Raw genomic sequence first — 25,941 nt, 5'->3', positions numbered from 1 at the left:
CGTTCTATAAAACCATTCCCATTTGATCCAGCGCTTCCTGGGCGTTTTGAAGATATTCCGCGGCGTGAAGCTCCGGCGAAAGATGGCTTCCCGGGAGCACGCGTAAATCAAAGCCTCTTACGTTGGGGAAGTTCCGTTGGTAGTAATGCTCGAGATGTTCGCCGACATCCTCGACCCGGGCACAATTGGGAAACAGTTCCCGCCAATGGAAAAAAGCGTCGTGCTCACTGAGGATGATGACCACGCTGCCTTTGTAGCCGTATTGTGGTCCGACGACTTTCTTGCCGACCCATCGAAGATCGCTGACGAGGCGCATGGGGGAGCGGGTGTGCACGAGATCGGCCGCAAATCCACGAGTCAACTGTAGCCCGAAGCGTAAACTGGGCCGAAGCGTTGCAAAGCGCTTTCGATAGGACTCTCTGGTGACCCGGGCGATCTCTCGTGGCAGCCGGCCGATCAATCGCGGCGTGGGCAGCATATCCAGCCCCGCGGTACAAAGAGCGATCACACATTCGACCGTGTCGGGCGCCAATTCGGCGACACGCAGCGCTTCGGCGCCGCCGTGGGACCAACCGGTGACGGTCACTTTGAAATGTTCCTGAGCCAGGATGGGGTTTTCGAACAGGTTGCCGAGTGCCTCCCGGCGCAGGATCTGGATCAACGCCGCCGCTTTAACCGGATCACCGCCCTTGGGTGGATCGATATCGACGCTCCATAAAACTCCGGCCCGGCTTGCCTGTACGATCGCGGTATGCAGCTCTCGCGCAGCGTCTACCGGCTGCACGTGTCCCGGCAGGTAGACGATGAGATTGCCTTCCAGTTTGTTTTCCAATTTGTTTTTCAGCCGCCTTGTGTCGTCGCGCGCGTCGATTTTGTAAGTGCTGTATCCCACCTTTTCACCGTCGACGAAGACGCTGCTTCGCGTCAGGAACTGCTGCATATCGTTTAACATCCTCGCTATCGTTCGCGGCGTGTCGACACTTCAGTTTTCACCGTCGTCGATCGAATCCGCTTCGACGTAGCCTCCCGTTTCGTCGGGCACCAATTGACGGAGCTTCAACTGCGCCTCTTCGAGCAATTCGTTGCAGCGTGCAGAAAGAGCCTGGCCGCGTTCGAACAGAGAAAGTGCCTTCTCCAAGGCTAAGTCCGCAGTTTGTAACTGCTCGACGATCGATTCCAATTCCTCAAATGCCTCTTCGTAACTCAACTGATCCGCAGTCTTTTCTTTCGCCATGTTCCTCTCCTGAGTCGAACGATCGCTGTGAATGCACCCCTTTGCATTTTATACTAGAATGACTGCCCGAAGGACAGTCGTTCGCATGCGAAACGAGGGACATGGTGGAATCCGGCATGAATGAATCCCGGCAGCGATCCAAACAGGCCGTCTTTACCAGGCTGAAGTCGGCCTATCGTTGGCTCGCAAATCGCTGGGTGACGCATCCGGTGATTTTTGCTGCGGTGCCGATGGTTTCCCTGATGGCCCACAACGCGCCGGAGATCAGCCCGCTTGCCGGCGTGCGTGCGCTGCTTATTTTGGTCCTGGGGACGTTGCTCGCGCTGCTCGTGCTGCAAAGGTGGATCGGGGACAAACAGCGCTGCGCCATGCTGTGCTCGCTTTTCATACTCCTGTTTTTTTCCTACGGACACGTGTATTACGGGTTGGTCACGCAATCCTCCTTCAATCTCTTCTCACGCCTGGGCTTAATCGGCAACCATTGGCTGCTGGGTGGTGTTTGGATATTGCTCTTCATCATCATCGTTTTGGGCATCCTGCGTTCGCGGCTGAATTGGGAATCGATTGGGCGCCTGATGACGGGGATGGCACTGGTCACACTCTTTCTGCCGCTGGCGCAGCTCGTCCGTTTCGAGTTCGAACGAAGGAAAGCGTGGCCGATGCCCCGGTCGATCGAGACCCAAGCCGGCGATACCGCTGCGAGTTCCAAGCCCGATATTTACTACATCATCCTGGATGGATACGGCCGGGCGGATGTGCTCGAGACGTTCTACGCCTTTGACAACCAGTCGTTCCTGGATTTTCTGGAGTCTCAGGGATTTTTCGTTGCCGGACAGAGCCGAAGCAACTACGTCCAGACCAGCCTTTCACTGGCCTCCTCGCTCAACGTTGAGTATCTCGACAAGTTGCTCTCGACGTCCGACGCCGGTGCGGATGCTCGCCTCGCTTTGATGCGCATGATTCGCTCCAATACCGTCCGCGATTATTTGGAAAAGCAGGGCTACCAAATCGTCGCATTCGACTCCGGCTATCGACCGACCGAGTTGGATAACGCCGATCGCTATTTCGCCGCGCCGCAGCGTGCGGTCACTCCCCTCGAGGGGCTGCTGATGGAGACCAGTGCGCTTCCCGCAGTGCAGGCGCTCGCCAGCGGGTTGGGCGCTCCGACGTATTATCCCGGATATCAAAGTCACCGGGATCTCGTAAATTATCTGCTGGATAACATTCCCGAGGCAGTCGATTTGTCCGCGCCGAAATTCGTCTTCGCCCACATCGTCATTCCCCATCCGCCTTTCGTTTTCGGCCCGGATGGTGAGGAAATCCACCACCACTTCCGCTTCAGCTTTATGGACGGGGACGCGTTCCCCGGCACGCAGGAGGAATATCGCAGCGGTTACCGCGATCAACTCGCTTACCTGAATGGCCGGGTGGAGAAGATGATCTTATCGATACTCGCACGCAGCGAGCGGCCGCCGATCATCATCTTGCAGGGCGATCATGGCCCGGGGATGCAGTTGGACTACGAATCGGCGGCGAACACCAACATGCAGGAGCGATTGGGGATTCTCAACGCCTATTTCCTGCCCGGATATCCCGAAGATCAACTGCCTTCAACGATTACCCCGGTGAATTCGTTCCGTCTGATCTTTGCCCATTATTTCGGGGCGGATTTGCCTTTACTGCCTGATCGAAGTTACTACTCCACGTGGAGTCAGCCTTTCAACTTCCTCGATGTGACCACGGCTTCTGAGTAGCGAAAAGCATTGCTCGGCATCTCTCCTGTGCCTGCGATTCCACACGGATCATGGCGCTTGCAAAGGGTATTCCAGCGACTCGATAGGGGGGTTATTCTTCTTCCTCGGGGGAAGGCTCGATGCGGTCGGTGGTGGCGCCGATCGTGCCGTCGAGCAGGCGCAGATTCAAGGAGTCGCCCACGGCAACCTGGTGCGTCGAACGGACAATTTTGTCGTCGGCGGCGCGCCGGACGATGGCGTAGCCTCGGGACAGCACGGATTCGGGCCCCACGGCGCGCAGCGTGTTCAGCGTCCCTTTCACCGCAGACCGGCGCAGCGCCAACGCGTGGCGCATTTCGGCCAGCGCGCGTGCGCTCAATTCGTCCACCCGCTGCCGTGCGCCGGCTATCTTTGCCCGCGGGGAGGCAAGCTGCAGCGCTCGCGTGAGACGGGATAATTTGTCACGCAAAACCAAAAGCCGCTCGCCAAAGACTTGCCCGAGTTCGAGGAGAAGATCGTGCAGCGCCTGGGCCAGAGTCTCCCGGTCCGGGGTTGCTATCTCGGCTGCCGCCGAAGGAGTCGGGGCATGCACGTCTGCAACGAGATCCGCAATGACGAGATCCGAGGCGTGTCCGATACCGGCGACCACGGGGACCTGCGAGGCGGCGATCGCCTGCGCCACGCCTTCGTCGTTGAACGCCCACAGGTCTTCGATCGAGCCTCCGCCGCGCACGAGCAGGATGACGTCCACCCGTCCGTACTGGTTCAACGCCTGCAGCGCGCCGATGATCCCCGCAGGTGCTTCGTCTCCCTGGACGGGGGTTGGCGCCAGGATGACCGTCGTGAGCGGGAAGCGCCGGCGCAGGACGTTGAGCACATCCTGCAGCGCTGCGCCCGTCGGCGAGGTGACGATCCCCAGCCGTTCCGGCCAGGGCGGGAGTTCCCGCTTGCGGGAGGCGTCGAACAAGCCTTCGGATTCCAAACGCGCCTTGAGACGCAGGAAGCGCTGATACAACGCACCTTCACCCGCTTTCTGCAGTTCGTCCGCATACAGCTGATATTGTCCCCCGGCCTCGTAGACGCTGATGTGCCCGTGGACTTCGATCGAGTCGCCGTCCTGCGGAAGATAGGTCTGTGTGGAGACCTCGGAGCGCCACATGACGCAGCGGAGCGAAGCCTGCTCGTCTTTGAGTGTGAAATAGAGGTGGCCGGAGGAAGGTCGAGATACGTTGGAGACTTCTCCGGAGACCCAGAGATCTCCCAGGCGGTAGTCGCTCTCCAGAGATTGGCGAATGTAGCGCGTCAGATCGACGACGGTCCAGATCTGCGATTCCAGGCCAAAGAGCGAGAATTGTTCCACGCGCGAAGCATACCGAACGGGCGTCTGGCTGTCAACCCATGCGGGTATAATGAGCGGTAGAGGTGAAAGGCCGGTGTGAGGATGATGGAAAACAGCTTGGAAAGGCAAATCGGAGAGAGTTTGCGGCGGCGCAAGTTGACTCTGGCGACGGCCGAATCCTGCACGGCGGGTTTGATCGCGCACCGCATCACCAACGTACCCGGGTCGTCCGATTATTTTTTGGGCGGCATCGTGGCCTACGCCAACAAGACCAAAATACGGCTGCTGGGCGTGAGCCAGGAAGTGCTCGATCGCGACGGCGCGGTCAGCGAAGAAACGGCGCGCGAGATGGCCCAGGGGGCACGCCGGGCGCTGGAGGCCGACATCGGCGTCTCCGTGACGGGGCTCGCCGGTCCGGGCGGCGGTACGGAAGAGAAACCGGTTGGATTGACCTTCGTCGGCGTCAGTGGTTCGATGGGCACGCGTGTGGAACGCCATGTATGGGACGGGGATCGTGCGGCGAACAAGGCGCAGTCCGCCACGGCGGCGCTACGTTTATTGTGGGATTACCTGGAGGAACTGGAATGAGTTATCCCATTGCCGTCGAGGCGAAATTTGAAACCGACGGGTCGATTCGTCCCCTGGCTTTCCTGTGGAACGACGAGCGCGTGGCCATCGCTTCCCTTGGGCGGCGCTGGGAGCAAGATGGGGAAGTACATTTCCTGGTAATGTCTGCGGACGAGAAGGTGTATGAACTGGCCTATCGCCAGGCGGATTGCGTATGGCTTTTATGCCGCCGGCCCGAGGATCTCGGCGGCAAACACATGCGTGTGTGAGCGGGGCGAATCGTCCCGGGCTGCATCCAGCAGCATTCCAGGACTTAAACAAATCGGCCCCGCCGTAGAATTAGTCGATGGCGGGACCGTTCTATTTTAATGAAAGTTCGTCTTCGGCTGTGAGCCGCTCGTCAACTCAGGTAATCGCGCAGTTGGCGTGAGCGGCGGGGGTGCCGCAGCCTGCGCAGGGCTTTACCCTCGATTTGGCGGATGCGCTCTCGCGTCAAGCCGAATTTTTGGCCCACCTCTTCCAGGGTGTAGGGTCTGCCGTTGTGCAGGCCGAAGCGCAGCCGCAGTATTCGCGCCTCGCGCGGGCTGAGCGTACTCAGAACTTCCTCGACCTTCTCGCGCAGCAGGTTTTGATATGCGCTCTGCGTCGGTGTCGGGGTGGTGTCGTCCTCGACGAAGGAACCGAGTTCAGTGTCTTCTTCCTCCCCGACCGGGCTTTCCAGCGAGAGGGGTCTCCATGAGACGCGCATCATCCACTGCACCTTGCGGGGATCGACATCGAGCACGCGGGCGATTTCCTCGGGTGTCGGTTTTCGCCCCAACTCTTGTTCGAGCTGGCGGGCCACTTTATAAAGTCGGCGGATACGGTCGGACATGTGGACGGGGACGCGAATCGTACGGCCCTGATCGGCGATGGCGCGGGTGATCGTCTGGCGGATCCACCAGGTGGCGTAGGTGCTGAAGCGGTATCCGCGGTGATAATCGAATTTTTCCACTGCCTTCATCAAACCCAGGTTGCCTTCCTGGATCAGGTCGAGGAACGGGACGCCTCGCCCCATGTAGCGTTTGGCGATACTGACCACGAGGCGCGTGTTGGCTTTGATCAGGTGATCGCGGGCGGCCAGCGCATCTTGAACGTACGCCTGAAGTTCGCTGCGCTTTTGGGCGCTGCATTTCCCGTTGGATTTCAGCAGGCGCTCCTCGGCTTTGTTGCCCTGCTCGATGCGCTTGGCCAGGTCGACCTCTTCCTCCGTGTTGAGCAGCGGGACGCGTGCCATTTCCTTTAAATAAAGGCCCACGGTGTCGTCACTCGAAATGGCGCTGAGGTCAATACCGTGGTTGCCGTCCACAGATGTTTCTTGTTGGAAATGCTCCGGAACCTGGGTTTGTTCTTCGAATACTTCGATTCCAGCGCTCTGGAAAAAAGTCTGCAATCGTTCGATGCGCTCTTCGATGTCTTCAGCTTCCGGGAAAACGCGGAAGATATCGCGCATGGTGATATATCCCTGGAAATCCCCCTTTTCTAGCAGGGCGGCGAAGGCTTCTCGTTTTTCCCACCGATCCTTAGATACACTCATGGATGCCCTCCTGGCGGCAGTACAGGAGAAGAACTTATCGGCTTGATGTGTGTCAGGACAACCTAACGTCGGTTACGACTTTGGCAGCAATGCTCTCAACACCTCAAAGCGAGGGTCGATCTCGTCTTGGTGATGATCGCATTTCTTGTCGGTGATCAATTCTCCACAAATTGGGCAGAGGCCCTTGCAATCTGGACGACAAAGCGGTTGAATCGGCACGTCCAACAACAGGTACTCACGCAGGACGGGTGTCAGGTCGAGAACGGCGGTTTCGGGGATGGCGAGCAAGGGATCATCCGCACGACTGGCAGGGTAGATAAAAAGATCTTCGAAGACGCCGGTGAGATTTTGATCGAAAGAACTCAAACAACGCACACATTCGAGACTCAATTTTCCCTGCAGCGACCCTTCGACCAGGATTCCCAGACTTGTCCGCGTGAGGTCGAGTGAACCTTGAAGCGCATTCACCTTCAAGTCTTCGCCGAGTTGAGCGCTGTCGACGTTATATTCAACGTTGCGACTGCAGCCGATGCTCTCGTTCAACAAGAACCCGACATTAAGCCGCAACGGATGACGAAGGTTCAGTTGTGCACCACCTTGCAAACGTAATACCAAAAAAGCTCCCGCATTATAACATAAGTAGCAATCGAGGTCAAGCCGGCGCGCTAATACTAAACATAACAAAGTATTTTTTGAAAAATGTACCCCATATATATGGTGTTGTGTTAATATAACCCATATATGTGGCGGTTTAGTACTGTTCGAGTAGCCAAAAACACATGGAGCGTGGCACATGTCGTCCCTGCTGATCGCAAGTAACAATCCCGGAAAGCTGCGCGAATTGCATGCGCTGCTTGAAAATCTACCCCTTTCGCTCGTCGAACCCGCAGCCCTCGGCCTCGAACTGCACGTAGAGGAAACGGGCGAGGACTACGCCGCGAACGCCATTAAGAAGGCCCTGGCTTTTGCACGCGCCTCGGGTCTCTACGCGCTCGCCGACGATAGCGGGTTGGAGGTCGAAGCCTTACACGGTGCGCCTGGAAAATTTTCCGCACGCATCGTTGGCGGGTCGGACGCCGACAGGCGCCGCTACCTGCTCCAACTGCTGCAACCCCACCCCAGACCGTGGCGGGCTCGTTTTTACTGCACGCTGGCTCTCGCCGATCCCGAGGGGTCGACCGATATCGCCACAGGGGCGTGCCCGGGCGAGATCATCCCCGAGGAGCGGGGAGAGCACGGTTTCGGATACGATCCCATTTTTCTGGTGCAAGACACAGACCAGACGATGGCGGAGTTGCCCGTGCGCCAGAAGAATCGAGTAAGTCACCGCGCCCACGCGATGCGCGAAATGCTGCCGATCTTGAAACGAAGAATGGGGATTTGACGAAGCGGCTGTTCGGGGATTTTACTCCGGAATCATTCCCGTGCCTCGAGCCAGCGTTCGGTCATCATCGCTGCCGCACAGCCTTGTCCGACCGATGTGGCAATCTGGCGGAAGACGGCGTCTTGAATCTCGCCCGCGGCGAAGACCCCCGCAGTGCTGGTCATCATCCGCGCATCGGTGAGCAGATAGCCCACCTTATCCATTTCCAGCTTGCCCTTGAAGAGATCGGAGTTGGGATAATGGCCGATGAAGATAAAGACTCCATCCGTTTCCAGCTCGCTCGTGGCGTTCGACTTCACGTTGCGCAGGCGCACCTTTTGCACCTTGCCGTTCCCTTGAATTTCCTCGACCACCGTGTCCCAGATAAAGCTGATTTTTTCGTTTGCGAAGGCGCGCCGTTTCAAGGCCTCGCCGGCACGGAGTTCGTCGCGCCGATGGATGATGCGTACTCGATTCGCGAAGCGGGTCAGGAATAGTCCTTCTTCCAGGGCGCTGTCGCCGCCACCGACCACGACGACGTCTTTATCGCGGAAGAAAAAACCGTCGCACGTCGCGCAGTACGACACGCCGCGCCCGATCATTTCATCTTCTCCGGGTACGCCGAGCCGTTTGGGGGACGCGCCCATACAGACGATGGCCGCTTCCGCTTCATACTCTTCTTCGAGTGTTTTGATGCGAAAGGGGGCTCCCTGGTTGAAATCGACTTCGGCTACCTCGTCCATCACGAAGCGCGCCCCGAAGCGTTCGGCTTGTTTCTGCATCAGTTCCACCAGTTCCGGTCCGGTTGTGCCCTCGGGAAAGCCGGGATAATTTTCAACTTCGCTGGTGAGTGAGATCTGGCCGCCCAGCAGGCTGCCGGTAATCACGAGGGGTTCCAATTGGGCTCGCGCCGTGTAGAGTGCCGCGGTCATGCCGGCAGGCCCCGATCCGATGATGATGACTTTTTCCTTCTGCATTCGCGCCTCGCTTTATCTATCGTAGTATGAATGATATCTACAGCATACCAGCATAATCCACAAATTTCCCCAAAGCCCATTTCGCAGTGTGTTGTACGCTGTATGCACTCACGGATTAGACGTGTGGGGCGGTCGCTATCTTACCCGGCTCCGGCACACGTGACGCTGCTCGTGTGCGTTCGCCGTTTCCAGGAAGCGGTCAGTACACGAAACCCGGTTTGTGCAGGCGTTCGGCGCTTTCGTCGCTCAGCGGGACGTAAACGGTGATGCACGTGCCCCGGCCTTCGGCGGATTCGATGTGCAGCACGCCATTGACCAACTCGGCGCGCTCGCGCATGTTGACGATTCCCAAACTGCCGCGTTGTTCGTAATTGGCGTCGACGGCGCCCACGTTGAAACCCACGCCGTCGTCCTCCACTTCGAGCACGAACATGTCCTCGCGCCGCTCGAGGCGCACCCAGATGTGCTCCGCCTCCGCGTGTTTGCGGGCGTTGTTGATCGCCTCTTCGGCAATGTAAAACACGACACCCTGGCCGGCCATCTCCATGTCTTCGGCCGCTTCGGGATCGGCAGTGATGATGATGTTCTGGCCGTGGGTCTCGCGCATCTTCTCCGCCAACTGCATGAGCGCTGCGACCATCCCCTGGGATTCGAGGATCAACGGCCGCAGCGTGAAGAGCATGTGCCGGATTTCCTTCGTCGTGCGCCGCGCCATGTCCTCCACCTTGTAGAGTTCTTCGGATGCGGCCTGGGGATCGCGCTCCATCAAGCGCCGGGCGAAGTTGACCCGCATGGCGATGGCGGCGATGGTTTGCGTTGGGCCATCGTGTAGATCGCGCGCCAATTTCTTGCGCGCTTCTTCCTGGATTTCCGTGATGCGTTCCTTTTCCTGCTCGAGATCCCGATAAAGACGTGCGTTCTGGAGTGCAATCATGGCTTGCTGTGCGATCGCCCATAGGATTTCGACTCGCTCTGCGGTGAAGTAATGCGGTTCGCGATGGGCAAAGAGAAGCACGCCGTAGGTTTCCAATCCTGCGGAAAGCGGAATACTCAGGACCACCTGGCGGCCGTGCAGGCCGACCACACGCTGCAATTCCGGGTCTTCGCTCGGGTTGCGGGTCAGGCGCGGTTCCCCACTGATCAACGTGCGATCCAGGACGCCTTGCTCCCCGGGAAACGTGATGCGGCGGTCGGCATGCGTTAATCCCCGATCGGAAACGACGTGCATTTCTCCGCTTGAAAACAGCAGCAGCGCGCTGACCAAATCCGTCGTCTCGGAGTCGATGTCGGCGAGAGATTGGGCGCTGATGTCGAGGGCCATGTCCAGAACGCGCTCGTAATTCAAGGTCGAACTGAGTTCCGCAGCCATGGAAAAGACCGCGCGTGCCCGCTCGCGTTCACGTTCCCGCACCTGGCTCAGGCTCAACCCTTCTTCGTGCCCGATTTGCTCGGCAATCGTGTGTACTCGCTTTGCAAGCCAGCCGAGCACGCAGGCGCAGAGCAGGATGACGATCCCGAGTATCGTGAGAATGGGCCAATCTTGAGCGACGTACGAACTCGTAACCACGCTCTCGACGACATAAGCCAACAACCCCGCGGCGGTCATCGCTGTAGACGGCGCCAGGCCGTACGCCAGCGCGACTCTCGTGGGGCCGATCAACAGACTCCACCAGAGTGGACTGTCCAATCTCCCGGAGAGGACGACGCAGCTCACCGCGAAACCCGTCTCGATCGCCGCGGCGACGGCTTCGAGCCAACGCGGCCGCCACCCACCGACGCGAAGCAGGCTGGTCAGCAGCGTGAAAAAGAGCCAGCCGGTGAACAGGATGATCAGCGTTTTGGTGAGAATCCCGCCGAATCCGGCGACCAGCGGCAGCGCGGTGAGGAACAAACCGCGCGTGCTGAAAATCACCCAATCGATCGAATCCAAGGGGTAGCGATCGTGCACTCGAAACATGTTTCCAATGATAAACCCTTCGGAGATGGTTGCAAAATGACCCTAGAGTAAGGTTGCGCGGACAATTGTGCGAGGCAGGCGGATTCACGTTCGAACCTGGAACCACGCAATGTGGATATCAGCGTACATGCCCGTTTGTGAATCGTGAAAATCAGCAGCGAGAATCGTTCAGCCGTGATTTCGTCTCAGCAGGCTCGAGAGCACACCCTTGCGTGGAGCAAACAGGAAGACCACCCCAAAGAAGAGAGTCGCCACCAGTACGATCGCCGATCCGGAGACGATGTCCGCGTAGTACGAGAGATACAAACCTACCACAGAAGAGAACACACCGATCCCCGTAGAAAGCAGCATCATCACCGGCAGCCGGCGCGCAAGCAAGAGGGCGGCCGAGGCAGGCGTGACGAGCATGGCCAAAACCAGGGCAACGCCTACCGCCTGGAGCGAAATCACGATCACGATGGCCAACAATACCAGCAGCAGGTTTTGCAGAAAGGTCACGGGGAGGCGCAGCGTCGCCGCCAGAACGGGATCGAAGGACAGCACCAGAAATTCCTTGTAGAAGGCAAAGATCGCCAGCATGACGACCACGCCCAGCGCGAGCATCAAGCGGATGTCCGCAGTCGAGACGCCCAACAAGTTGCCGAAGAGGATGTGGGTGAGGTCGACGGCATAACTGCGCTGGACTGAAATCAGCGCCACGCCGAGGGCAAAGGCTCCGGCGAACACCACGCCGATCGCCGCGTCTTCTTTGATTTCTGCGCGCCGTCCGATGGCGCCGATCGACAACGCGGCCACGACGCCGATGATCAGCGCGCCGACGGGGAGCGGCCATCCGATCATGAAAGCGATGACCACTCCCGGCAGGATGATGTGCGCCAGCGCATCTCCGAGGAAGGCCATGCCCCGCAGGACGACGTACGTTCCCAGAACCGGACAAACCACACCGACGATCAGTGAAGCCCACAGGCCGCGCAGCATGAACTCGTAGCGAAAGGGCTCGACCAGCCACTGCGTCCACTCAGCCACGTTTCGCCTCCGTGTCGTCGCCGCAGCAAGGTTCTGCAAGGACCATCGTGCCTCCTGCTTCCGGCAGATCGTGAACGTGCCCCCCGTATGCTTCCAGCAGATTCGACCGGGTGAACACCTCGGCCGGAATTCCGACGGCGATCAAACGTCGGTTGAGCAGCATCACTCTGTCGAATCGTTCGTTCGCCAGACTGAGGTCGTGTGTCGAAACGAGTATGGCTACGCTGCTCGCTTTCAAATCTTCCAGCATGGACAGAATCGCTTCCTGGCTGGAGAGGTCGAGTCCGGTGAAGGGTTCATCGAGCAGGATGATTTCCGCTTCCTGCGCGAGCGCTTGTGCCAGGAACACCCGCTGCTGTTGGCCGCCGGACAACTCGCCAATTTGTCGATCGGTGTACTCGGTCATTCCGACACGTTGCAGCGCATGATGCACGAACGTCCAATCGTCCTTGCTCGGCCAGCGGAAGGGGCCGATCTTGCGAATGCGTCCCATCATGACCACTTCAGCCACGGTCACGGGAAAAGACAAATCCACTTGACTGCGCTGCGGCACGTAGGCGATACAAACGTGTCCGCCGGGCCGATGGCCGAACACGCGTATGCTTCCCGCGTCGGGTTTCAAAATGCCGGCCACGATTTTTAGCAGGGTTGTCTTCCCGGCGCCGTTGGGGCCGACGATGGCGACGAGTTCACCGGCTTGAATTTCGGCCGTCACGCCGTGCAGGACGACAGTGCCGTCATACTCGAGGCGTACCGCTTCCATGGACAACGCCGGCGCTTCTCGATCGTGGCTGGGTGGCCGTGTGATCAATTGGGCCATACAAACCTCACTTGGCTAAAGCCTGGACGATGGCATTAACATCATACTGCATGAATCGTATGTAGGTATCGGCCGGTCCGCCGGGTTTGCTAAGCGAGCCGATATAGAGCGATACCAATTTGACATCGGTATCCTGGGCAATCAGCGCAGTAAGTTGGGGGTTGGTCGTGATGCCTACAAAAAGGGCCGGGATTCCCTGCGCCTTGATCTTGTCATTCAGGTCGGCAAGTTCTCGTGCGGAGGGTTCCGCATCCGTGCTGTAGGCCGGTACAACCGCTCCAACCATTTCGAAGCCGTAGCGCTGGGCGAAGTAGCCGAAGGCCAGGTGATCCGTGACCAGTTTCCGGTTTGGTTCCGGGATCTCTGCAACCATTTGTTTTATCCACTCGTCCAGCGAAACCAGTGCTTCGACGTACTCGCGGGCATTTTCGGCATAGGCGTCTCGGTTTTGTGCATCCAGAGTGCCCAAAAGCTGCGCGCTGTTGTCTGTCCAAACCATGACGTTCAAAGGATCGAACCAGACGTGCGGGTCGGTGCCTGCGTGTTCGCCGTCTTGTGCCCGGGAAACTTGATCGGCAGAAAATTGCCGCAGTTCGATACCCTCCGAAAGGGAGATGATGGGCACCTCCTTGGGGATCTGCGACAATGTTTGATACAGGAATTCCTCCAAACCGGCACCGTTGAGTATGATCGCATGCGCCTCGGTCATGGTGCGCAGGTCTGCTGGAGATGCCTGGAAGGTATGCGGGTCGACGCCGGTCGGGATGAGTGTGACGACTTCGATTTCGTCTCCACCCACGTTTTGCACGACATCGGCGACGATGTCGGTCGTGATCACGAGGCGTAATTTCTCTCCACCAGCGAGCTGGACGGGTTTCAGGTCGGCAAGCGGTGTGGTCAAGGATGCGATGTCGTTTGATCCTCCTGCGGATAATCCAGAGGAGCATCCCGTCAATACGGCCGCACAGATGATCAGCACTTGGAGGAAATGGGCGTTGTGCCAGTCAGACATGGTCGGTCAACCTCTTTTCGGGGCCAGTTTCGTTCGAATCGGCGCGTCAATTGCAGATCAGCGTCGGAGTTCGACTTTCACGCAGGATCTGATCGACGGCGCTGCCAATCATGACTTCCTTGACGGGCGCGGCGCCGTAGCCCCCCATGATGATCAATTCGCTGTGATCCTCGTCGGCAGTGCGTAGGATCGCATCCGAAACATCGCCCACCTCCATCACGTAATGGGCATGTACTCCCTGGTGTTTGAAATACGATTGGACGCGGTGCATCGTCTTGCCGCTCTCGATTTTCTCATCGTCTACAACGACGACCGTGATGGGGATTTTCCAGCGCAAAGCCAGATAGGCGCTGACGAACAAAGCTTCATCCGCTTTGGGGCTTCCGTCGTACGCCAATAATCCCCGGTTCAATGCGGAGACCACCCGGGGTACGGCCAGGATCGGTCTCGGGCAATTGCGGACGAGTTTGCTGAATCCGGAGCTCAGCCTGGAGGTTGGCCTCGGCTCGGGCGGATACGCCAGATTGACGATCACGAGATCGTTGAATCGCGATCTTTGGCGCAGTCTTTCCGAAACGTCCCCGACGCTGAAATTAAGCGTTCCTTCGATCCCTTCCTGTGCACAGCGTTGTTTGAAGGTCTGACGAAGCGATTGAGCCGCCTCGTTTTCCAATGCCGCCTCGGAAGGAAGCACTTGCAGCCCATTGATCCGCGCACCTTCGCGCTTCGCCACTTGCAGCGCTTGCCCGAGGGCGTTCCATTGATCGTCACTGCCGCCGACGCCCACCAGAATATCGGCGAACAACGGACCCACATCGCCATTGTCCAATAGCCTGTCGCGCCGCAGCTCCGGTCTTAATCGAAAGCGCGGCTTGTTGGCGGTGATCAAGCTGCGGATTCTATCCAGGATTTTCGTGAATCTGCTTTTGGTTTGCGAGTCCACGTTTTCCGCCAAATCTTCTGCAGCAATCTCCGGACGGATTTCTTGCCCGAAGTTTTCGGCGAGAATGGCCCGGTGCTCGGAGATCCATAGATACAGGTCTGTTTCCGTTCGTCCGGGGAATTCCCGCAGGATTCCCCGCTCGCGGATGATCTCTACGATCGGCAGGTAATATTCTTCATACCAATGGACGACGGCTTCGTTGAAGGGAACGTCGCGCTGTTGGTCCAGGCCCATAAAGTAATGATGAACCTGAATGTGTTCTTCGAGGCGGCGGTACTGGCCGGGAACGGTGAGGATGAAACTCACTTCGGGAAGCAGACGGTCGATCTTCGTGTGTTCGAGAAATTTGGCGTATTCGGCCTTGAGGATGAGATCGTCGGGCTGATCGTCCGGCAAGAGTGGGACTTTGGTGTGCACCTCGGTCACGTAGGCCTGGATGTGATCGGCTCCCAATTGGCGCGCGACCGACACACGATGATTGCCGTCATGTACGAAATACACCTCGCCGATCTGATACACCTCGATAGGCGGCAGTCCCGTGGGCTCGGTGACCGCGACCTGGACCCGAATCCAGCGGTCTATGTCGCTGTCGTAGCGCGGCAGGAAACTGCGCGTGAAATCTGTATAGCGGTCGACACTGCCTACGATCGCGTCCAGAGGAATGTTCCGCAGTTCTTCCCCGGATTCTTCGACGGCGTGCAGCTTCTTTCGCACTTCGTCGTAAGAAAGCAATTCGGCCGACTTTCCGGTGAATCGGGCGACGATTTGTTCCATGGATGCCCTCCGCCGTGCACGGCGGAAATCTTGTATGGCCGAGACGATGCTCAACGTTCACTCCTTCGGGTTCGACTTCCACAGCGTATATACCAACTCACGATTTTACCTAAAAAAGGATCGTTCCTGAATACGCTCGCGGTCCCAAACTGCGTCTCTCGAGTTCGATCTGCGTGAACCATCTCATCGTCTCTCAGACCCGATCGACGCCGCTGTACGTGATTCCTCGCTGGTATTTTATAGAATCTTAAACGAAATTACGGTGCAGGAGAGGGCGTTGCCGTGGGAGCTATCGGCAGCGTCGGAGTCGCCGTCGCGATCAGGGCTCCGTGCAGCCACCCCACGCTCCCGTCGGAAGTGCGTACGGGCCACCAGAGCACGCCGTTCACCTCGACGGGGTCGCCGATGATGCGCACCTCGTCGCCGTCCCGCAGAAATCCCGTTATATCCCCGGCCGGGGCGTCTCGCAGGTACCCTCCCAAATCGCCGGTCTGGATCACGATGGCCAGAGGCGGCAGCGGCGTGGCTGTCGCCGTGAAGGTGGGTGTCACGGTAGGGGTTGCAGACACCGTCGGCGTGGCGCTGGCCGTGAAGGTGGCCGTAATCGTGGGCGTGCCGGAAGCGGTCGGTGTGAACGTTGGAGTCACCGTCGGTGTGGGCAGGGAAGCCATGACCGAGTAACCCAGTCCCAGGGCGCTTACCAGCGAGACCAATCCGATGAGCACGATCGCCGTGGCGATGGAATGACTGTAACCCGTCAGCGGACGAAAGCCCAACGCCACGAACGTCCCCACGCTGGCGACGACCGCCCAGGTGAGATGAAGGCCGAAGAGGAGCAGCGCATCCTGCGTCAAATCCGGATTTCCCTGTACCAAACCGATGGCCGCGGCGCCCAGCGGTAAGACCAGCTCGTAGGCCACTGCCGTGCTGGCCAACAAGGGCACCTGCTGGGTGCGTCCGACCGAGAGCGACATTAAAACCGCACCGACGAGAAGCAATCCGAAGTCGACCAGATTCAGTGAGGCGTGTTCGAGTGCAAGCAGGACCCCCGATGAAAGCGAGGATGTTATCCATCCACTCAAGCCGGCCACCAGGCTCAACAGCACCAGCGCCACCGCCAAAGCGGCGAACATGCGCAGGAAAAAGCGCGGCGATCCCGAAACGGCGGCCAGGGCCAATCCTGCGATGGGCGCCATGCGCGGGGTTGCCAATGCCCCGGCGATCAAGAGCGCGTTTTGATCCAGGCTGAATCCCAGGCCGACCAGCAATCCGGCGAGAATCGCATAAAGAAAGAGGTCGACGCTGGGAGAGACGGAATGGGCCAGGTTTTCGAGAAAGACTTCGCGCTCATCCGCGCGCAGCTGCGTGAGCATTCGACGAGCGCGTCGGCGTCTTGCGGGAGACAATTCTTCCGGATCGTTGAGGGGTTCTGTAGGTTGTATGCTCATCGGCGTAAACTGGCGACCAGTCGCATCGGATTATCGATTAAGTCGAGGGCGGAAAGCACATCCGGGGTCACGATGTCTGCGGCGTTCAAAGCCTCCGCGGCGAGACCTTCTTGCGAAAGGATACAAATCCCGATCGCCGCATCCCGCAGCATCCCGCTGTCGTTCGCGCCTTGCCCCAAGGCGATCACCCGTGAAGCCCCCAACCGACGTACGTATTTCGCTTTTGCTTCCGCCTCACCGCCGGGCGGAATACGGACTGCGTTCAAGCCCAATTGACGGTCGATGCTGTCCTGCCGGCCGTGGGTATCTGCGGTCAACAGGTGGATTTCCAGCCTGTCTATCAGAGATGTCAGGGCTTTGGCCACACCGTCCGTCAAACGACCGTCGAGCGCCAGTGTGCCGTTAACGTCGGAAACCAGGTGATCGATCTGGATCTGCCCCCTTCCGGGTATGTTGAGTTCGATCATGCCTCCCTCGGCAGGTGGATTTTGATTTACAGGCACGAGCACGCAAATCTCCATTCACCGTCCGCATTATAGCACTGTGTAGACGGGGTGAAAATCCAACACGCATGCTTTTGTGCTAGAATGACGCCGGCGAGCGACCCGTTGGTCGAGCGTGTATCAAACACACTCATCGAAGAAGGTGGAAACGTGGCACAATTGTTGACTTTTCTCAAGGCGGATGCCGTGCTGCGCAAGAACGTCGGTGCGGCGATCGAGAAAGAATTTTTATCGAACGATGATATGGAAATCCTTTCTTTCGAAACGCGCCGGGTGGACGCCGCGCTTTCGGCCGAGCATTATGCGCACGTTGCGGACCGGCCTTTTTACCCCTGGCTGGAGTATTACGTCACGGCCTGCCCGGTGTACGTGATGCTCATCGAGGTCGCGGACGACGCTGCCGTCGAACGCCTGCGGGCTTTCCTGGGGAAGACGCAGGCGCACGAAGCTGCGCCCGAAACGATCCGCGGCCGCTTTGGAATTTACGCCGGCGTTAACTGCGTCCATCTCTCGGACAGCGTCGAGAGCGGCCGGCGGGAGACGGATTTGTGGAGGGCGAAGCTGGGTATCCGCAAGGGCCAGTTCGATCTGACGCCCGAGGAGTACGCCCGGAGATACGATCCCTCGCTCCCCAATCACACCCAGGAACTGCGAGAAATCTGCGTCCAGATGGCAAAAGCCGGTTCCGCCAGCGACGATCAAAAAGAACAGATTCGAAGTTATCTCAAGCAGGAGAATCCGGACATCACCCCCAAGCAGCTCGAGACGCTGCTGAGAATCATCTTGGGAAGCGCAGTGTAAGGGAGAGGAATATCTTGCAGGATGCCTGCGTTTCCATTAAACTCCTAGTACATACGGGCGCGTAGCTCAGCTGGTTAGAGCGCACGGTTCACATCCGTGAGGTCGATGGTTCGAGTCCATTCGCGCCCACAAACAGAGCCCCCTCGATCTTTTCGGTGGGGGTTTTTTTATCTAACTGATCTCATAACAGACCGAGAGTATTCTTACTCAAACCTTATCCCACTCATAACAAGCTATCTGACCGCCAAGAAAGAAATTGATTTAAACTTCCCCCACTATCCATATCCACAATCTCTCCAGATCGGTTAATGAGCATCCCGCCAGGGTTGGGAGTCAGGCACAAACAGCGATTGGCCGAACTCATCCCTCCCAAAATCGCTGATCTTATCTTGGACTGGCACGGAAATCAACCAATCGATGAACGAATTTGCAAGTTCATTATTGATCTCAGGATTCTTATCCGGATTGACAGCGATCACCCCGTAGGGATTGAAAAGGATCGGATCCCCTTCCACTAAGAGCACCAGATCGGTTCCTTCCAAGGTACGCGCCAGATACGTGGCTCGGTCTGACAAGGTATAGGCTTGCTGTTCATTCGCCAAGGTCAAGACAGCGCCCATTCCCTGACCCACAGAAATGTACCAACCGCCAGCAGGTTCAAGTCCCGCTTCTCCCCAGATCGCTTTTTCTTTAATATTAGTTCCCGAGTCATCACCCCGCGAGACAAAGGGAGCTTCCACATCAGCAATTGATTGAAATGCCTCGACAGCATCCTTCATCCCTTTGATTCCGGCAGGATCCTCCGGAGGTCCTACAATCACAAAATCATTGTACATCACGTCTTCCCGCCGAACTCCATGACCGGCTTCCATGAATGCGTCCTCCCGGGCCCGGGCATGGACCAGGAGCACATCAGCGTCACCATTCTCTCCCAGAGACAGCGCCTGACCAGTTCCTACCGCGATCACATCCACCTCAGCTCCGCTTATATCCTCAAAATCCGGCAGAATGGTATCGAGCAGTCCTGAGTCATAAGTCGAGGTCGTAGTCGCCAGAACCAGTCTTGCTGGTGCTTGCCTCTCACCCTCCCCTGAGACTGGTTCCACCACATCACTCCCCTTAACATCTGTTGTCTCAGCCGTTGGCTTTTGAGATGAAGTACCACAAGCCCCCAGTACTAGTACCAGCAGCAGGGCAATACTCACTGCACTGATTGATCTCTTGGTCATTCTCTCTCCTTTATACTGGTAAAACCAGGATATTTTTCCAGATCTGTTTCCTTCCCCAGTCGGACCCAGGATTTTTTCAACGCCTCCAAACTCCAAATTACAACTGAGGACTTAATAGATCATATCGCCGTTGACAAACGATGCTGTCCGTGGATCCGCAGGGGCGTTGAAAAAACGATCAACGGGAGCGATCTCGATTATTGACCCATCAAGAAGGAACGCCACCCGATCAGCCAGACGGCGGGCCTGGAATATATTGTGAGTCACCAGGACAATGGTCACACCCTGACGATTGAGATTCTGAATGATGTCCTCAATCAGCATTACATTGTAGGGATCCAGATTGGCGGTGGGTTCATCCAGCAGCAGCACTTCGGGTTGCAGAACCATAGCCCGGGCTAGCGAAACCCGCTGGGCTTCCCCACCCGATAGAGTGTTAGCTTTTTGTTGGGCTATATCAGTCAGACCGACCTGCTGCAAAGATTTTTGGATACGTTCCTTTCCATCCAGGTTTCCCCGTAAGCGCAGACCATAATTGACATTCTCCAGAACACTGCGATTGAGCAGGATCGGCCGCTGAAAGACCGTGGTCACCTGACGACGCACCTCCAGGGGGATCTGGTCAGCAGGGCTGAAACGAGTCTGATGAAATTGGATTTCTCCCCCATCGGGCGGTTCCAGGAAGTTCATCAGTCTCAGCAAGGTACTTTTCCCGGCACCGCTGGGGCCAACGATGCACAATCTCTCCCCCTTAAGGACCTCCAGAGATCTGACATCGAGCACTTTTTTGTCACCATAGTATTTAGTCACATTCTCCAGATGATAGATCGAATTGTCATTCATCGAACACCGTCCCCTGGAGTCTGAGAATGAGCAAATTCACCAGAAAAGTTACCAACAGCAGAACCAATCCGAGCAAGATCGCCAGATCAAAGTTCCCTTTGCGGGTCTCAAGCACGATCGCTGTGGTCATGACTCTGGTCTGCCCCTGAATATTCCCTCCTACCAGCATCACCGCGCCAACCTCGCTGATGATACTGCCAAACCCAGCAGCGACAGCAACGATCACGCCAGTGCGCGCTTCTGACAGCACAGTTAAGGCTGTTTGGTGCCTGGTAGCTCCCAAGGACATCGTTTGTCTCCGTAAAGCAGGATCCACACCCATCACTGCGGCCATGGTAAAACCAGCTACCAGAGGGAAGGAGATGATCGTCTGGGCAAGGACCATAGCGCTAGGAGTAAAGAGATTGGGGATGAAAGGGGTGTTGAGACTCCCGATCGGGCTGCTTCGAGAAAGCAAAATGTAGACAAACAAACCAATAACAACAGGGGGGAAACCCATACCGGTATAGAGAACCACAGCCGCTAACCGGCGACCTATAAAGCGGTTCAAGCCGATAATCACCCCCACCGGGACGCCAATCAAGGTGCTGAACAGCAAGGCCAGGCCGGATACCTGTAAAGACAACCCGACAATACCTAAGAAATTAGAACCCATTCTAAATATCTGCTTTCTATTTAACTTGTAAATACCGATAACTCGCGTATTTTAACACATTTAGCCCAGCCCGTCAGATTTCGGGATCTGCCTGACCAGGCAGCAGCCCCTGATCAGCTTTAATTTCTTGGTCTGGGGATCACTCAGCACTCTGTCAGCTGTAAAGTCGTTTGAAGGATGAGCCTTTGGGCCGGATAGGGTAAGATGATATAATTCTGAAACGTCAAAAACCCAGGAACCTGGTTTTTGCTCCATATTAATGGTATTTAATGGTGTCTCATGTCCAATGAACAGATTCTTGACAAATTTGATCGACCCTTTACCGATTTGAGAATCTCGGTCACAGATCGCTGCAATTTTCGCTGCCAATACTGTATGCCCAAAGAGATTTTTGGCAGTGATTATCCCTTTCTGCCCACAAAAGAACTGCTGACAATTGATGAAATCGCCCGATTTGTGAAAGCGGTCGCACCCTACGGCCTGCGAAAAGTCCGCCTAACCGGGGGCGAACCACTCGTCAGGGCTCATGTCGAGGACCTGGTTCAGATTCTCCGCGATAATCACCCTGATTTAGAACTGGCTATGACTACCAACGGCTCGCTTTTACCAAAGAAAGCTCCCCTCCTGAAAAAAGCAGGCCTGGATCGGGTCACAATCAGTCTGGATTCCCTGGAGGACGAGGTCTTCATGGCTATGAATGGGGTCAATTTCCCGGTCCAGAAAGTTCTGGATGGTATCAGCGCCGCGGAAGACCAGGAGCTGTTCCCGATCAAGATCAACATGGTCGTCAAACGTGGGGTCAATGACCAGAGTATTTTACCCATGGCTGAATATTTTCGGGAGCGAGGGCATACTCTACGCTTCATCGAGTACATGGACGTCGGATCCACAAACGGTTGGAAGATGGATGAGGTCGTCCCCGCCCGTCAAATATTGGAGCGCCTCCAGGCCGTCCACCCTCTTATTCCAGTCGAGCCGGACGTCCCCAGCGAGGTGGCAAAACGGTGGAAATATAAAGACAGCGAGGTCGAGATCGGCTTGATCGCCTCGGTGACCGATCCCTTCTGCGGAAACTGCACCAGGCTGCGAATGTCCTCTGCCGGCGAGCTATTCACCTGCCTGTTTGCCAACCAAGGACATGACTTGAAGTCCTTGCTGCGGGGTGATGCCAGTGACACGGAGCTGAAGAATTTCCTGGCTTCACTGTGGGGGAACCGGTCCGACAACTATTCCCAGACCCGCACTGCGGAAGGAAATTCGGATGAGGACAGAATAGAGATGTCTTATATCGGGGGTTAATTCAGATCATTGCCAGAGGCCTAACTGAACGATTATTCGCCGGGCTTAGGCTGGTAATTCCCTTCGATCCATTCCTCGCCGTTAGGTCCTACCTCTTTCTTCCAGATCGTGACAATCTGTTTTAAACGGTCGATCCCATAGCGGGCAGCTTCGAATACGCCTGTATCACGATGAGCCGCTGAGCAGGCGATCAGCACCGTTGGTGTCCCGGGATAGAGGGTACCTACCCGGTGAACGATGCTGATACCCAACACCGCCGGCCACTTTTCCCGAATCTCATCTGCGATCTGGTTCATCTTGGACAGAGCCATTTCCTCATAAGCTTCGTATTCTAAATAGTAGGTCTGCCGGTCACTGCGAGTGGTAATCTCCCTGACCGTGCCCGAAAAGATCACCACTGCACCGGTAGTTGGCAGAGTAATCTCCTCCACAACTTGATTGAAATCAATATCGTCTTCCGTTAAATGGATCGAAGTAGGCAGGTCAGTCATATCAACCTTCCTGCTGAGCTTGATAATCGCCTGATTTTCCACCTCTTTTCTCAATCAGGCGGATGTTGCCGATCTTGATATCCTTCTGAACCGCTTTGGCCATATCATAGACTGTCAAGGCAGCTACTGCAACAGCTGTGAGGGCTTCCATTTCAACTCCGGTCTTCCCACTTGAGCGGATCTCGGCCTCAATAATCAGGCCTGGAAGCTCAGGTTCCAGCTCTATATCGACCCGGATGGAATTCAGCTGAAGAGGATGACAGAGGGGAATCAGCTCAGAAGTCCTTTTCGCAGCGCTGATTCCAGCAATCTGAGCAACTGTCAGCACATCCCCTTTTTTGAGCGCGCCATCCTTGATCAGCTCATAAGTAGCTGGTGAAACTTCGACCTCGCCTCTGGCGACCGCAATCCTGTCAGTGATTTTTTTATCACCCACATCGACCATCTGCGCTTTTCCCGCGGGATCAAGGTGGGATAGTTGATTTTTTGTCATAGCTGTGATTATACTACGCTGCCAACCAGGTCCGTGGGAGATGGGGGTATGCTATTGATAATCGGATCCAGCTCGTTAAAACGGGATACAGACCCGGAAAACAACCTTGCTAAGGTGGAAGGAAATCACGAAATCATCACTTCCCAGGCCTCTTCCTAGGGTATGTAACAGCTGCTGCAGTAAATGATGATATAAAATAGATGGACAACACTCCTTGGAAGTTAGCCGTGAAAATCACAACTCAACCATCAACCGAGAACATTTCCACCTTACTTGATCTGCTGCGCGGTGCACCTGCCCGGTTGGATGCCCTGGCTTTCGGGCAGGGAGAATCCGCCCTGATCCAACCTCCCGGCGAAGGTCAGCGCTCTTTCCGGGAAATCCTGACCCATCTGCTAAACTCGGAAGCCCGTCTGACGGAAGCCGTCTATCAAATCCTGCTCCTGAAGGAACCCAATCTACCGCAAATCCACCCGGAGAGGGACTGGGGGAAGCTGATGTCCTATCAGAAACTGGGGCTTGCTGATCTGTTGGGGTATTTCAAACTCCGGCGCCTACTGCTGCTCAGCGTCCTGGAAAAACTATCAACTCAGGAATGGCTCCGAACCGGCCGGGAAGCAGGCAAAAAGCGTCAGGAATCGGTTTACTGGAAGACCCGAACCCTGGTCCTGCACGAGATCCAGCATCTCAGCGAGTTGGAGGAAAGGATCGGCGAATGCTAGCAGTTCAGATAGCATTATTGGCAGCGCCCATTCTTATAGTCCTTGTACTGGGCATTTCCCTGACCTGGACCATCCCCCACGGGGCACCCTGGGTCCCGACACCCAGGTCCACTGTGCAGGATATGCTTGATCTGGCAGAAATCAAGCCTGGCGAGCTGATCTACGATTTGGGCTGTGGGGATGGCCGGATCCTGATCACAGCCGCCAAAAAATACCAAGCCCGGGCAGTAGGCATCGAACTCGATCCCCTGCGCTGGCTGTGGTGCCAGATCCTGATCACATTGATGGGACTGCGTGACCAGGTGAAAGTCCATCAGGGAAACCTTTTTCAATACGATCTCAGCCGAGCTGATGTGGTGACCTGTTATTTACTGCCCGATACCAATAAAAAGCTCCAGGACAAGCTGCTCCAGGAGCTTAAACCAGATACCCGGGTAGTGTCGAATACGTTTCTATTTCCTGGGATGAAAGAGAAATCCCAAAAAGGGAAAGCACGTTTATATCTTTTTTCCCCCGAAAATACCACAACCGCTTATATCAAAAGACAACTCCTGGAATCCAATTGATCTACTCGTGGCAGGAACATCCTTCATAATAAGCTTGATTCCCATGAGCTTCTACATAAATTACCGTGCCATCCTTGATCTTCAAATCGCAATCCTGGAGAAATAAAGCTTCCTCTTCCCAGGCAGGAATCTGGATATCGCAGGTGACATAGACCACACCAGATAAGGAGTCATTGCAAAAATCTTCGGTGATCACCTCATCAACGAGAACTTCCTGACGTCCAATCTCGATCCTCTGCTCCTCAAGACTCGCGTCCGCTCTCTCGGTCGGATATGGCGCTGTCAGATAGCTGATTGTGTCCGACGGGCAGGTGGATGAAGTACAGGCTCCCAACAAAAGACAGAATGGCAGGATCCATTTCGCAGCTCGGCTTGTTCTCATCATCTTCTCCTCAATAACCTATCTTTCAAGATTTTAGAGGAGAAAACAGGAAAAGTCTTTGCGTTAAGCTAAATTACCTGACCTCAGATATTGTTGAATTCTAAACAAGCCTGATTATTAACCTGATAGTGTTCTCGTTCCTCACTACATTCTGATATTGCCTCCCAATTAAACTGATCTTCAATTCTGGTTGAAGAATTCCTCTTTCGTGCTCCGCAGCAATGGGATCGAATCCGATAATCCAGAGCACAAATTCCCGGTGCGGGCGAAAATCATCCAAGCAAACAAGAGCCCGGGAGGAATCTCTCGGTTCCTGCATGATTTCAGCAGTGAAATTATTCAAATCCCCAGCTTAACCCATTGCCAATCAGCTTCCCTTGGAGTAGGATATTTTGCTGTGTACTCTCTTCTGAATCGGATGAGTCTTAGTGCCGCTGAGCCTCAGACGTGACGATGAACCCTCACCGCCAACGCCTGGATTCTCAGCAATCCGGCGTTGTTTTATTTCAAGGAGGGGTACAATGCAATTATCAGGCTATTAGCGATTGGAGAGCATCAACATGAGCCAGACTCAGAGCAAACTCCTGCCATCCCTCCATCTCCCCTTTCAAAAGCTCCGGGGCTACCTAACACGTTTGCAAGACAGCAACCGGCTGCCGGAATCTCTGGCCATCTTCCTGACCGCTTTGCTGGTTGGAGTGGGAGCCGGTTTGGGAGCCGTCTTCTTTCGTTGGCTGATTGCCTTCTTTCAGGACCTGTTCTTCACCAAGTTGGGTGGACTGCTCCAGGGTTTTCAGCCCTGGTACCTGCTGATCATCCCCGCCCTGGGTGGCCTGATCTATGGTCCGATGATCTATAAATTTGCCCGGGAAGCCAAAGGACACGGCGTACCTGAGGTCATGGAAGCGGTCGCTCTGAAAGGCGGCCGGATCCGCCCGGTGGTAGCAATCGTTAAATCCCTGGCCTCTGCTGTGTGCATTGCCAGTGGGGGTTCGGTCGGCCGGGAAGGGCCCATCGCCCAGATCGGATCAGCGATCGGTTCCACCGTTGGCCAGTATTTCAATCTATCTGATGAACGGATCAAGAACCTGGTTGCCTGCGGAGCTGCCGGGGGCATGGCAGCCACCTTCAACGCCCCAATCGCAGGCGCTGTTTTTGCCCTGGAAATCATTCTCGGCCAGCTCCACG

General features: G+C 56.3%; 27 protein-coding genes, 1 tRNA gene and 2 pseudogenes. 10 read left to right on the top strand and 20 right to left on the bottom strand.

Annotated elements, in window-relative coordinates; translation table 11 throughout:
- Nucleotides 1–4 precede the first annotated feature (4 nt).
- Nucleotides 5–940 carry a hypothetical protein gene (locus tag P8Z34_04790; protein MEJ2549979.1) on the bottom strand — a complete coding sequence of 312 codons (936 nt, stop codon included), beginning with the start codon at nucleotides 938–940 and terminating at the stop codon, nucleotides 5–7.
- A 42-nt stretch (nucleotides 941–982) separates the two neighbouring features.
- Entirely contained in the window at nucleotides 983–1,234 is a 252-nt protein-coding gene (gene xseB, locus P8Z34_04785) for an exodeoxyribonuclease VII small subunit (GenBank protein ID MEJ2549978.1), read from the bottom strand.
- 116 nt (nucleotides 1,235–1,350) lie between these two features.
- Here xseB and P8Z34_04780 point away from each other — a divergent pair, with 116 nt between their 5' ends.
- Nucleotides 1,351–2,988, top strand: a complete 1,638-nt coding sequence (locus tag P8Z34_04780; protein MEJ2549977.1) for a hypothetical protein — start codon at nucleotides 1,351–1,353, stop codon at nucleotides 2,986–2,988.
- A gap of 91 nt (nucleotides 2,989–3,079) precedes the next feature.
- On the opposite strand, the gene xseA is transcribed toward P8Z34_04780, so the two are convergent.
- A complete protein-coding gene (gene xseA, locus P8Z34_04775) occupies nucleotides 3,080–4,327 on the bottom strand; it encodes an exodeoxyribonuclease VII large subunit (GenBank protein ID MEJ2549976.1) in 1,248 nt (415 codons plus the stop codon).
- A 96-nt stretch (nucleotides 4,328–4,423) separates the two neighbouring features.
- Here xseA and P8Z34_04770 point away from each other — a divergent pair, with 96 nt between their 5' ends.
- Together P8Z34_04770 and P8Z34_04765 are read left to right on the top strand one after the other, a co-directional pair.
- Nucleotides 4,424–4,894: a CinA family protein gene (locus P8Z34_04770; GenBank protein MEJ2549975.1), complete on the top strand. Its 471-nt coding sequence runs from the start codon at nucleotides 4,424–4,426 to the stop codon at nucleotides 4,892–4,894.
- Nucleotides 4,891–5,142 (top strand): hypothetical protein, encoded by a 252-nt coding sequence (locus tag P8Z34_04765; GenBank protein MEJ2549974.1) that lies wholly within the window; start codon nucleotides 4,891–4,893, stop codon nucleotides 5,140–5,142. Before P8Z34_04770 ends, P8Z34_04765 begins: the two co-directional genes overlap by 4 nt.
- Nucleotides 5,143–5,273: 131 nt before the next feature.
- On the opposite strand, the pseudogene rpoD reads toward P8Z34_04765, so the two are convergent.
- From rpoD to P8Z34_04750, 3 genes and pseudogenes are all read right to left on the bottom strand, one after another.
- Nucleotides 5,274–6,200: pseudogene (rpoD, locus tag P8Z34_04760) on the bottom strand (RNA polymerase sigma factor RpoD).
- 54 nt (nucleotides 6,201–6,254) lie between these two features.
- A pseudogene (locus P8Z34_04755) lies at nucleotides 6,255–6,449 on the bottom strand (RNA polymerase sigma factor region1.1 domain-containing protein).
- 72 nt (nucleotides 6,450–6,521) lie between these two features.
- Nucleotides 6,522–7,064: a DUF177 domain-containing protein gene (locus tag P8Z34_04750; GenBank protein MEJ2549973.1), complete on the bottom strand. Its 543-nt coding sequence runs from the start codon at nucleotides 7,062–7,064 to the stop codon at nucleotides 6,522–6,524.
- A gap of 178 nt (nucleotides 7,065–7,242) precedes the next feature.
- On the opposite strand from P8Z34_04750, the gene rdgB reads away from it, so the two are divergent.
- Complete coding sequence (gene rdgB / locus P8Z34_04745; protein MEJ2549972.1) at nucleotides 7,243–7,833, top strand: RdgB/HAM1 family non-canonical purine NTP pyrophosphatase; 591 nt, start codon at nucleotides 7,243–7,245, stop codon at nucleotides 7,831–7,833.
- A gap of 32 nt (nucleotides 7,834–7,865) precedes the next feature.
- On the opposite strand, the gene trxB is transcribed toward rdgB, so the two are convergent.
- The 8 genes from trxB to P8Z34_04705 all read right to left on the bottom strand — a co-directional run bounded on the left by trxB (nucleotide 7,866) and on the right by P8Z34_04705 (nucleotide 17,278).
- Complete coding sequence (gene trxB, locus P8Z34_04740) at nucleotides 7,866–8,789, bottom strand: thioredoxin-disulfide reductase (GenBank protein MEJ2549971.1); 924 nt, start codon at nucleotides 8,787–8,789, stop codon at nucleotides 7,866–7,868.
- A 199-nt stretch (nucleotides 8,790–8,988) separates the two neighbouring features.
- A complete protein-coding gene (locus tag P8Z34_04735) occupies nucleotides 8,989–10,746 on the bottom strand; it encodes a histidine kinase (protein ID MEJ2549970.1) in 1,758 nt (585 codons plus the stop codon).
- Nucleotides 10,747–10,914: 168 nt separating this feature from the next.
- A complete protein-coding gene (locus P8Z34_04730; GenBank protein ID MEJ2549969.1) occupies nucleotides 10,915–11,772 on the bottom strand; it encodes a metal ABC transporter permease in 858 nt (285 codons plus the stop codon).
- Nucleotides 11,765–12,592, bottom strand: coding sequence for a zinc ABC transporter ATP-binding protein AztA (gene aztA, locus P8Z34_04725; protein ID MEJ2549968.1), 828 nt, complete (start codon nucleotides 12,590–12,592; stop codon nucleotides 11,765–11,767). Before aztA ends, P8Z34_04730 begins: the two co-directional genes overlap by 8 nt.
- A 7-nt stretch (nucleotides 12,593–12,599) precedes the next feature.
- A complete protein-coding gene (locus P8Z34_04720) occupies nucleotides 12,600–13,604 on the bottom strand; it encodes a metal ABC transporter substrate-binding protein (GenBank protein ID MEJ2549967.1) in 1,005 nt (334 codons plus the stop codon).
- Between the two features lie 46 nt (nucleotides 13,605–13,650).
- Nucleotides 13,651–15,321, bottom strand: a complete 1,671-nt coding sequence (locus P8Z34_04715; protein MEJ2549966.1) for a universal stress protein — start codon at nucleotides 15,319–15,321, stop codon at nucleotides 13,651–13,653.
- Between the two features lie 257 nt (nucleotides 15,322–15,578).
- Nucleotides 15,579–16,769 (bottom strand): SH3 domain-containing protein, encoded by a 1,191-nt coding sequence (locus P8Z34_04710; GenBank protein MEJ2549965.1) that lies wholly within the window; start codon nucleotides 16,767–16,769, stop codon nucleotides 15,579–15,581.
- Nucleotides 16,766–17,278 (bottom strand): hypothetical protein, encoded by a 513-nt coding sequence (locus P8Z34_04705; GenBank protein ID MEJ2549964.1) that lies wholly within the window; start codon nucleotides 17,276–17,278, stop codon nucleotides 16,766–16,768. The genes P8Z34_04710 and P8Z34_04705 overlap by 4 nt, the downstream gene beginning before the upstream one ends.
- A 78-nt stretch (nucleotides 17,279–17,356) precedes the next feature.
- On the opposite strand from P8Z34_04705, the gene P8Z34_04700 reads away from it, so the two are divergent.
- Nucleotides 17,357–18,073: a nucleoside-diphosphate kinase gene (locus P8Z34_04700; GenBank protein MEJ2549963.1), complete on the top strand. Its 717-nt coding sequence runs from the start codon at nucleotides 17,357–17,359 to the stop codon at nucleotides 18,071–18,073.
- 55 nt (nucleotides 18,074–18,128) lie between these two features.
- Nucleotides 18,129–18,202: transfer RNA gene (locus P8Z34_04695), tRNA-Val, on the top strand.
- Nucleotides 18,203–18,378: 176 nt separating this feature from the next.
- Here P8Z34_04695 and P8Z34_04690 read toward each other — a convergent pair.
- The 3 genes from P8Z34_04690 to P8Z34_04680 all read right to left on the bottom strand — a co-directional run bounded on the left by P8Z34_04690 (nucleotide 18,379) and on the right by P8Z34_04680 (nucleotide 20,800).
- On the bottom strand, nucleotides 18,379–19,302 hold the full coding sequence (locus P8Z34_04690; protein MEJ2549962.1) for a substrate-binding domain-containing protein: 924 nt from the start codon (nucleotides 19,300–19,302) through the stop codon (nucleotides 18,379–18,381).
- Between the two features lie 111 nt (nucleotides 19,303–19,413).
- Entirely contained in the window at nucleotides 19,414–20,145 is a 732-nt protein-coding gene (locus tag P8Z34_04685; protein ID MEJ2549961.1) for a phosphate ABC transporter ATP-binding protein, read from the bottom strand.
- Nucleotides 20,138–20,800 carry an ABC transporter permease gene (locus P8Z34_04680; protein MEJ2549960.1) on the bottom strand — a complete coding sequence of 221 codons (663 nt, stop codon included), beginning with the start codon at nucleotides 20,798–20,800 and terminating at the stop codon, nucleotides 20,138–20,140. The genes P8Z34_04685 and P8Z34_04680 overlap by 8 nt, the downstream gene beginning before the upstream one ends.
- Nucleotides 20,801–21,079: 279 nt before the next feature.
- Between P8Z34_04680 and moaA the strand changes: the two genes are divergently transcribed.
- On the top strand, nucleotides 21,080–22,099 hold the full coding sequence (gene moaA, locus P8Z34_04675) for a GTP 3',8-cyclase MoaA (protein MEJ2549959.1): 1,020 nt from the start codon (nucleotides 21,080–21,082) through the stop codon (nucleotides 22,097–22,099).
- Between the two features lie 32 nt (nucleotides 22,100–22,131).
- Here moaA and P8Z34_04670 read toward each other — a convergent pair whose 3' ends face one another.
- Together P8Z34_04670 and moaC are read right to left on the bottom strand one after the other, a co-directional pair.
- Nucleotides 22,132–22,632 carry a molybdenum cofactor biosynthesis protein MoaE gene (locus P8Z34_04670; protein ID MEJ2549958.1) on the bottom strand — a complete coding sequence of 167 codons (501 nt, stop codon included), beginning with the start codon at nucleotides 22,630–22,632 and terminating at the stop codon, nucleotides 22,132–22,134.
- Nucleotides 22,592–23,083 carry a cyclic pyranopterin monophosphate synthase MoaC gene (moaC, locus tag P8Z34_04665; protein ID MEJ2549957.1) on the bottom strand — a complete coding sequence of 164 codons (492 nt, stop codon included), beginning with the start codon at nucleotides 23,081–23,083 and terminating at the stop codon, nucleotides 22,592–22,594. The genes P8Z34_04670 and moaC overlap by 41 nt, the downstream gene beginning before the upstream one ends.
- Before the next feature lie 227 nt (nucleotides 23,084–23,310).
- Here moaC and P8Z34_04660 point away from each other — a divergent pair, with 227 nt between their 5' ends.
- Nucleotides 23,311–23,805 (top strand): DinB family protein, encoded by a 495-nt coding sequence (locus P8Z34_04660; protein ID MEJ2549956.1) that lies wholly within the window; start codon nucleotides 23,311–23,313, stop codon nucleotides 23,803–23,805.
- A complete protein-coding gene (locus P8Z34_04655; protein MEJ2549955.1) occupies nucleotides 23,799–24,371 on the top strand; it encodes a class I SAM-dependent methyltransferase in 573 nt (190 codons plus the stop codon). Before P8Z34_04660 ends, P8Z34_04655 begins: the two co-directional genes overlap by 7 nt.
- Nucleotide 24,372: 1 nt before the next feature.
- Here P8Z34_04655 and P8Z34_04650 read toward each other — a convergent pair whose 3' ends face one another.
- Entirely contained in the window at nucleotides 24,373–24,753 is a 381-nt protein-coding gene (locus P8Z34_04650) for a hypothetical protein (protein ID MEJ2549954.1), read from the bottom strand.
- A 560-nt stretch (nucleotides 24,754–25,313) separates the two neighbouring features.
- On the opposite strand from P8Z34_04650, the gene P8Z34_04645 reads away from it, so the two are divergent.
- The coding region (locus P8Z34_04645) for a chloride channel protein (GenBank protein ID MEJ2549953.1) at nucleotides 25,314–25,941 on the top strand (628 nt) is incomplete at its 3' end.

The sequence above is a fragment of the Anaerolineales bacterium genome, assembly GCA_037382465.1.
Lineage (GTDB): Bacteria > Chloroflexota > Anaerolineae > Anaerolineales > E44-bin32 > WVZH01.
Note: the sequence above shows the minus strand (reverse complement) of the source record. Positions and strands in the feature narration are given on the sequence as shown.

Bases quoted from the DNA above. Each gene is read 5' to 3' on its own strand.
- P8Z34_04790 (MEJ2549979.1), bottom strand. From the start codon at position 940: ATGCAGCAGTTCCTGACGCGAAGCAGCGTCTTCGTCGACGGTGAAAAG.
- xseB (MEJ2549978.1), bottom strand. From the start codon at position 1,234: ATGGCGAAAGAAAAGACTGCGGATCAGTTGAGTTACGAAGAGGCATTT.
- P8Z34_04780 (MEJ2549977.1), top strand. From the start codon at position 1,351: ATGAATGAATCCCGGCAGCGATCCAAACAGGCCGTCTTTACCAGGCTG.
- P8Z34_04765 (MEJ2549974.1), top strand. From the start codon at position 4,891: ATGAGTTATCCCATTGCCGTCGAGGCGAAATTTGAAACCGACGGGTCG.
- rdgB (MEJ2549972.1), top strand. From the start codon at position 7,243: ATGTCGTCCCTGCTGATCGCAAGTAACAATCCCGGAAAGCTGCGCGAA.
- trxB (MEJ2549971.1), bottom strand. From the start codon at position 8,789: ATGCAGAAGGAAAAAGTCATCATCATCGGATCGGGGCCTGCCGGCATG.
- P8Z34_04735 (MEJ2549970.1), bottom strand. From the start codon at position 10,746: ATGTTTCGAGTGCACGATCGCTACCCCTTGGATTCGATCGATTGGGTG.
- aztA (MEJ2549968.1), bottom strand. From the start codon at position 12,592: ATGGCCCAATTGATCACACGGCCACCCAGCCACGATCGAGAAGCGCCG.
- P8Z34_04720 (MEJ2549967.1), bottom strand. From the start codon at position 13,604: ATGTCTGACTGGCACAACGCCCATTTCCTCCAAGTGCTGATCATCTGT.
- P8Z34_04715 (MEJ2549966.1), bottom strand. From the start codon at position 15,321: ATGGAACAAATCGTCGCCCGATTCACCGGAAAGTCGGCCGAATTGCTT.
- P8Z34_04710 (MEJ2549965.1), bottom strand. From the start codon at position 16,769: ATGAGCATACAACCTACAGAACCCCTCAACGATCCGGAAGAATTGTCT.
- P8Z34_04700 (MEJ2549963.1), top strand. From the start codon at position 17,357: ATGACGCCGGCGAGCGACCCGTTGGTCGAGCGTGTATCAAACACACTC.
- P8Z34_04690 (MEJ2549962.1), bottom strand. From the start codon at position 19,302: ATGACCAAGAGATCAATCAGTGCAGTGAGTATTGCCCTGCTGCTGGTA.
- P8Z34_04685 (MEJ2549961.1), bottom strand. From the start codon at position 20,145: ATGAATGACAATTCGATCTATCATCTGGAGAATGTGACTAAATACTAT.
- P8Z34_04680 (MEJ2549960.1), bottom strand. From the start codon at position 20,800: ATGGGTTCTAATTTCTTAGGTATTGTCGGGTTGTCTTTACAGGTATCC.
- moaA (MEJ2549959.1), top strand. From the start codon at position 21,080: ATGTCCAATGAACAGATTCTTGACAAATTTGATCGACCCTTTACCGAT.
- moaC (MEJ2549957.1), bottom strand. From the start codon at position 23,083: ATGACAAAAAATCAACTATCCCACCTTGATCCCGCGGGAAAAGCGCAG.
- P8Z34_04655 (MEJ2549955.1), top strand. From the start codon at position 23,799: ATGCTAGCAGTTCAGATAGCATTATTGGCAGCGCCCATTCTTATAGTC.
- P8Z34_04650 (MEJ2549954.1), bottom strand. From the start codon at position 24,753: ATGAGAACAAGCCGAGCTGCGAAATGGATCCTGCCATTCTGTCTTTTG.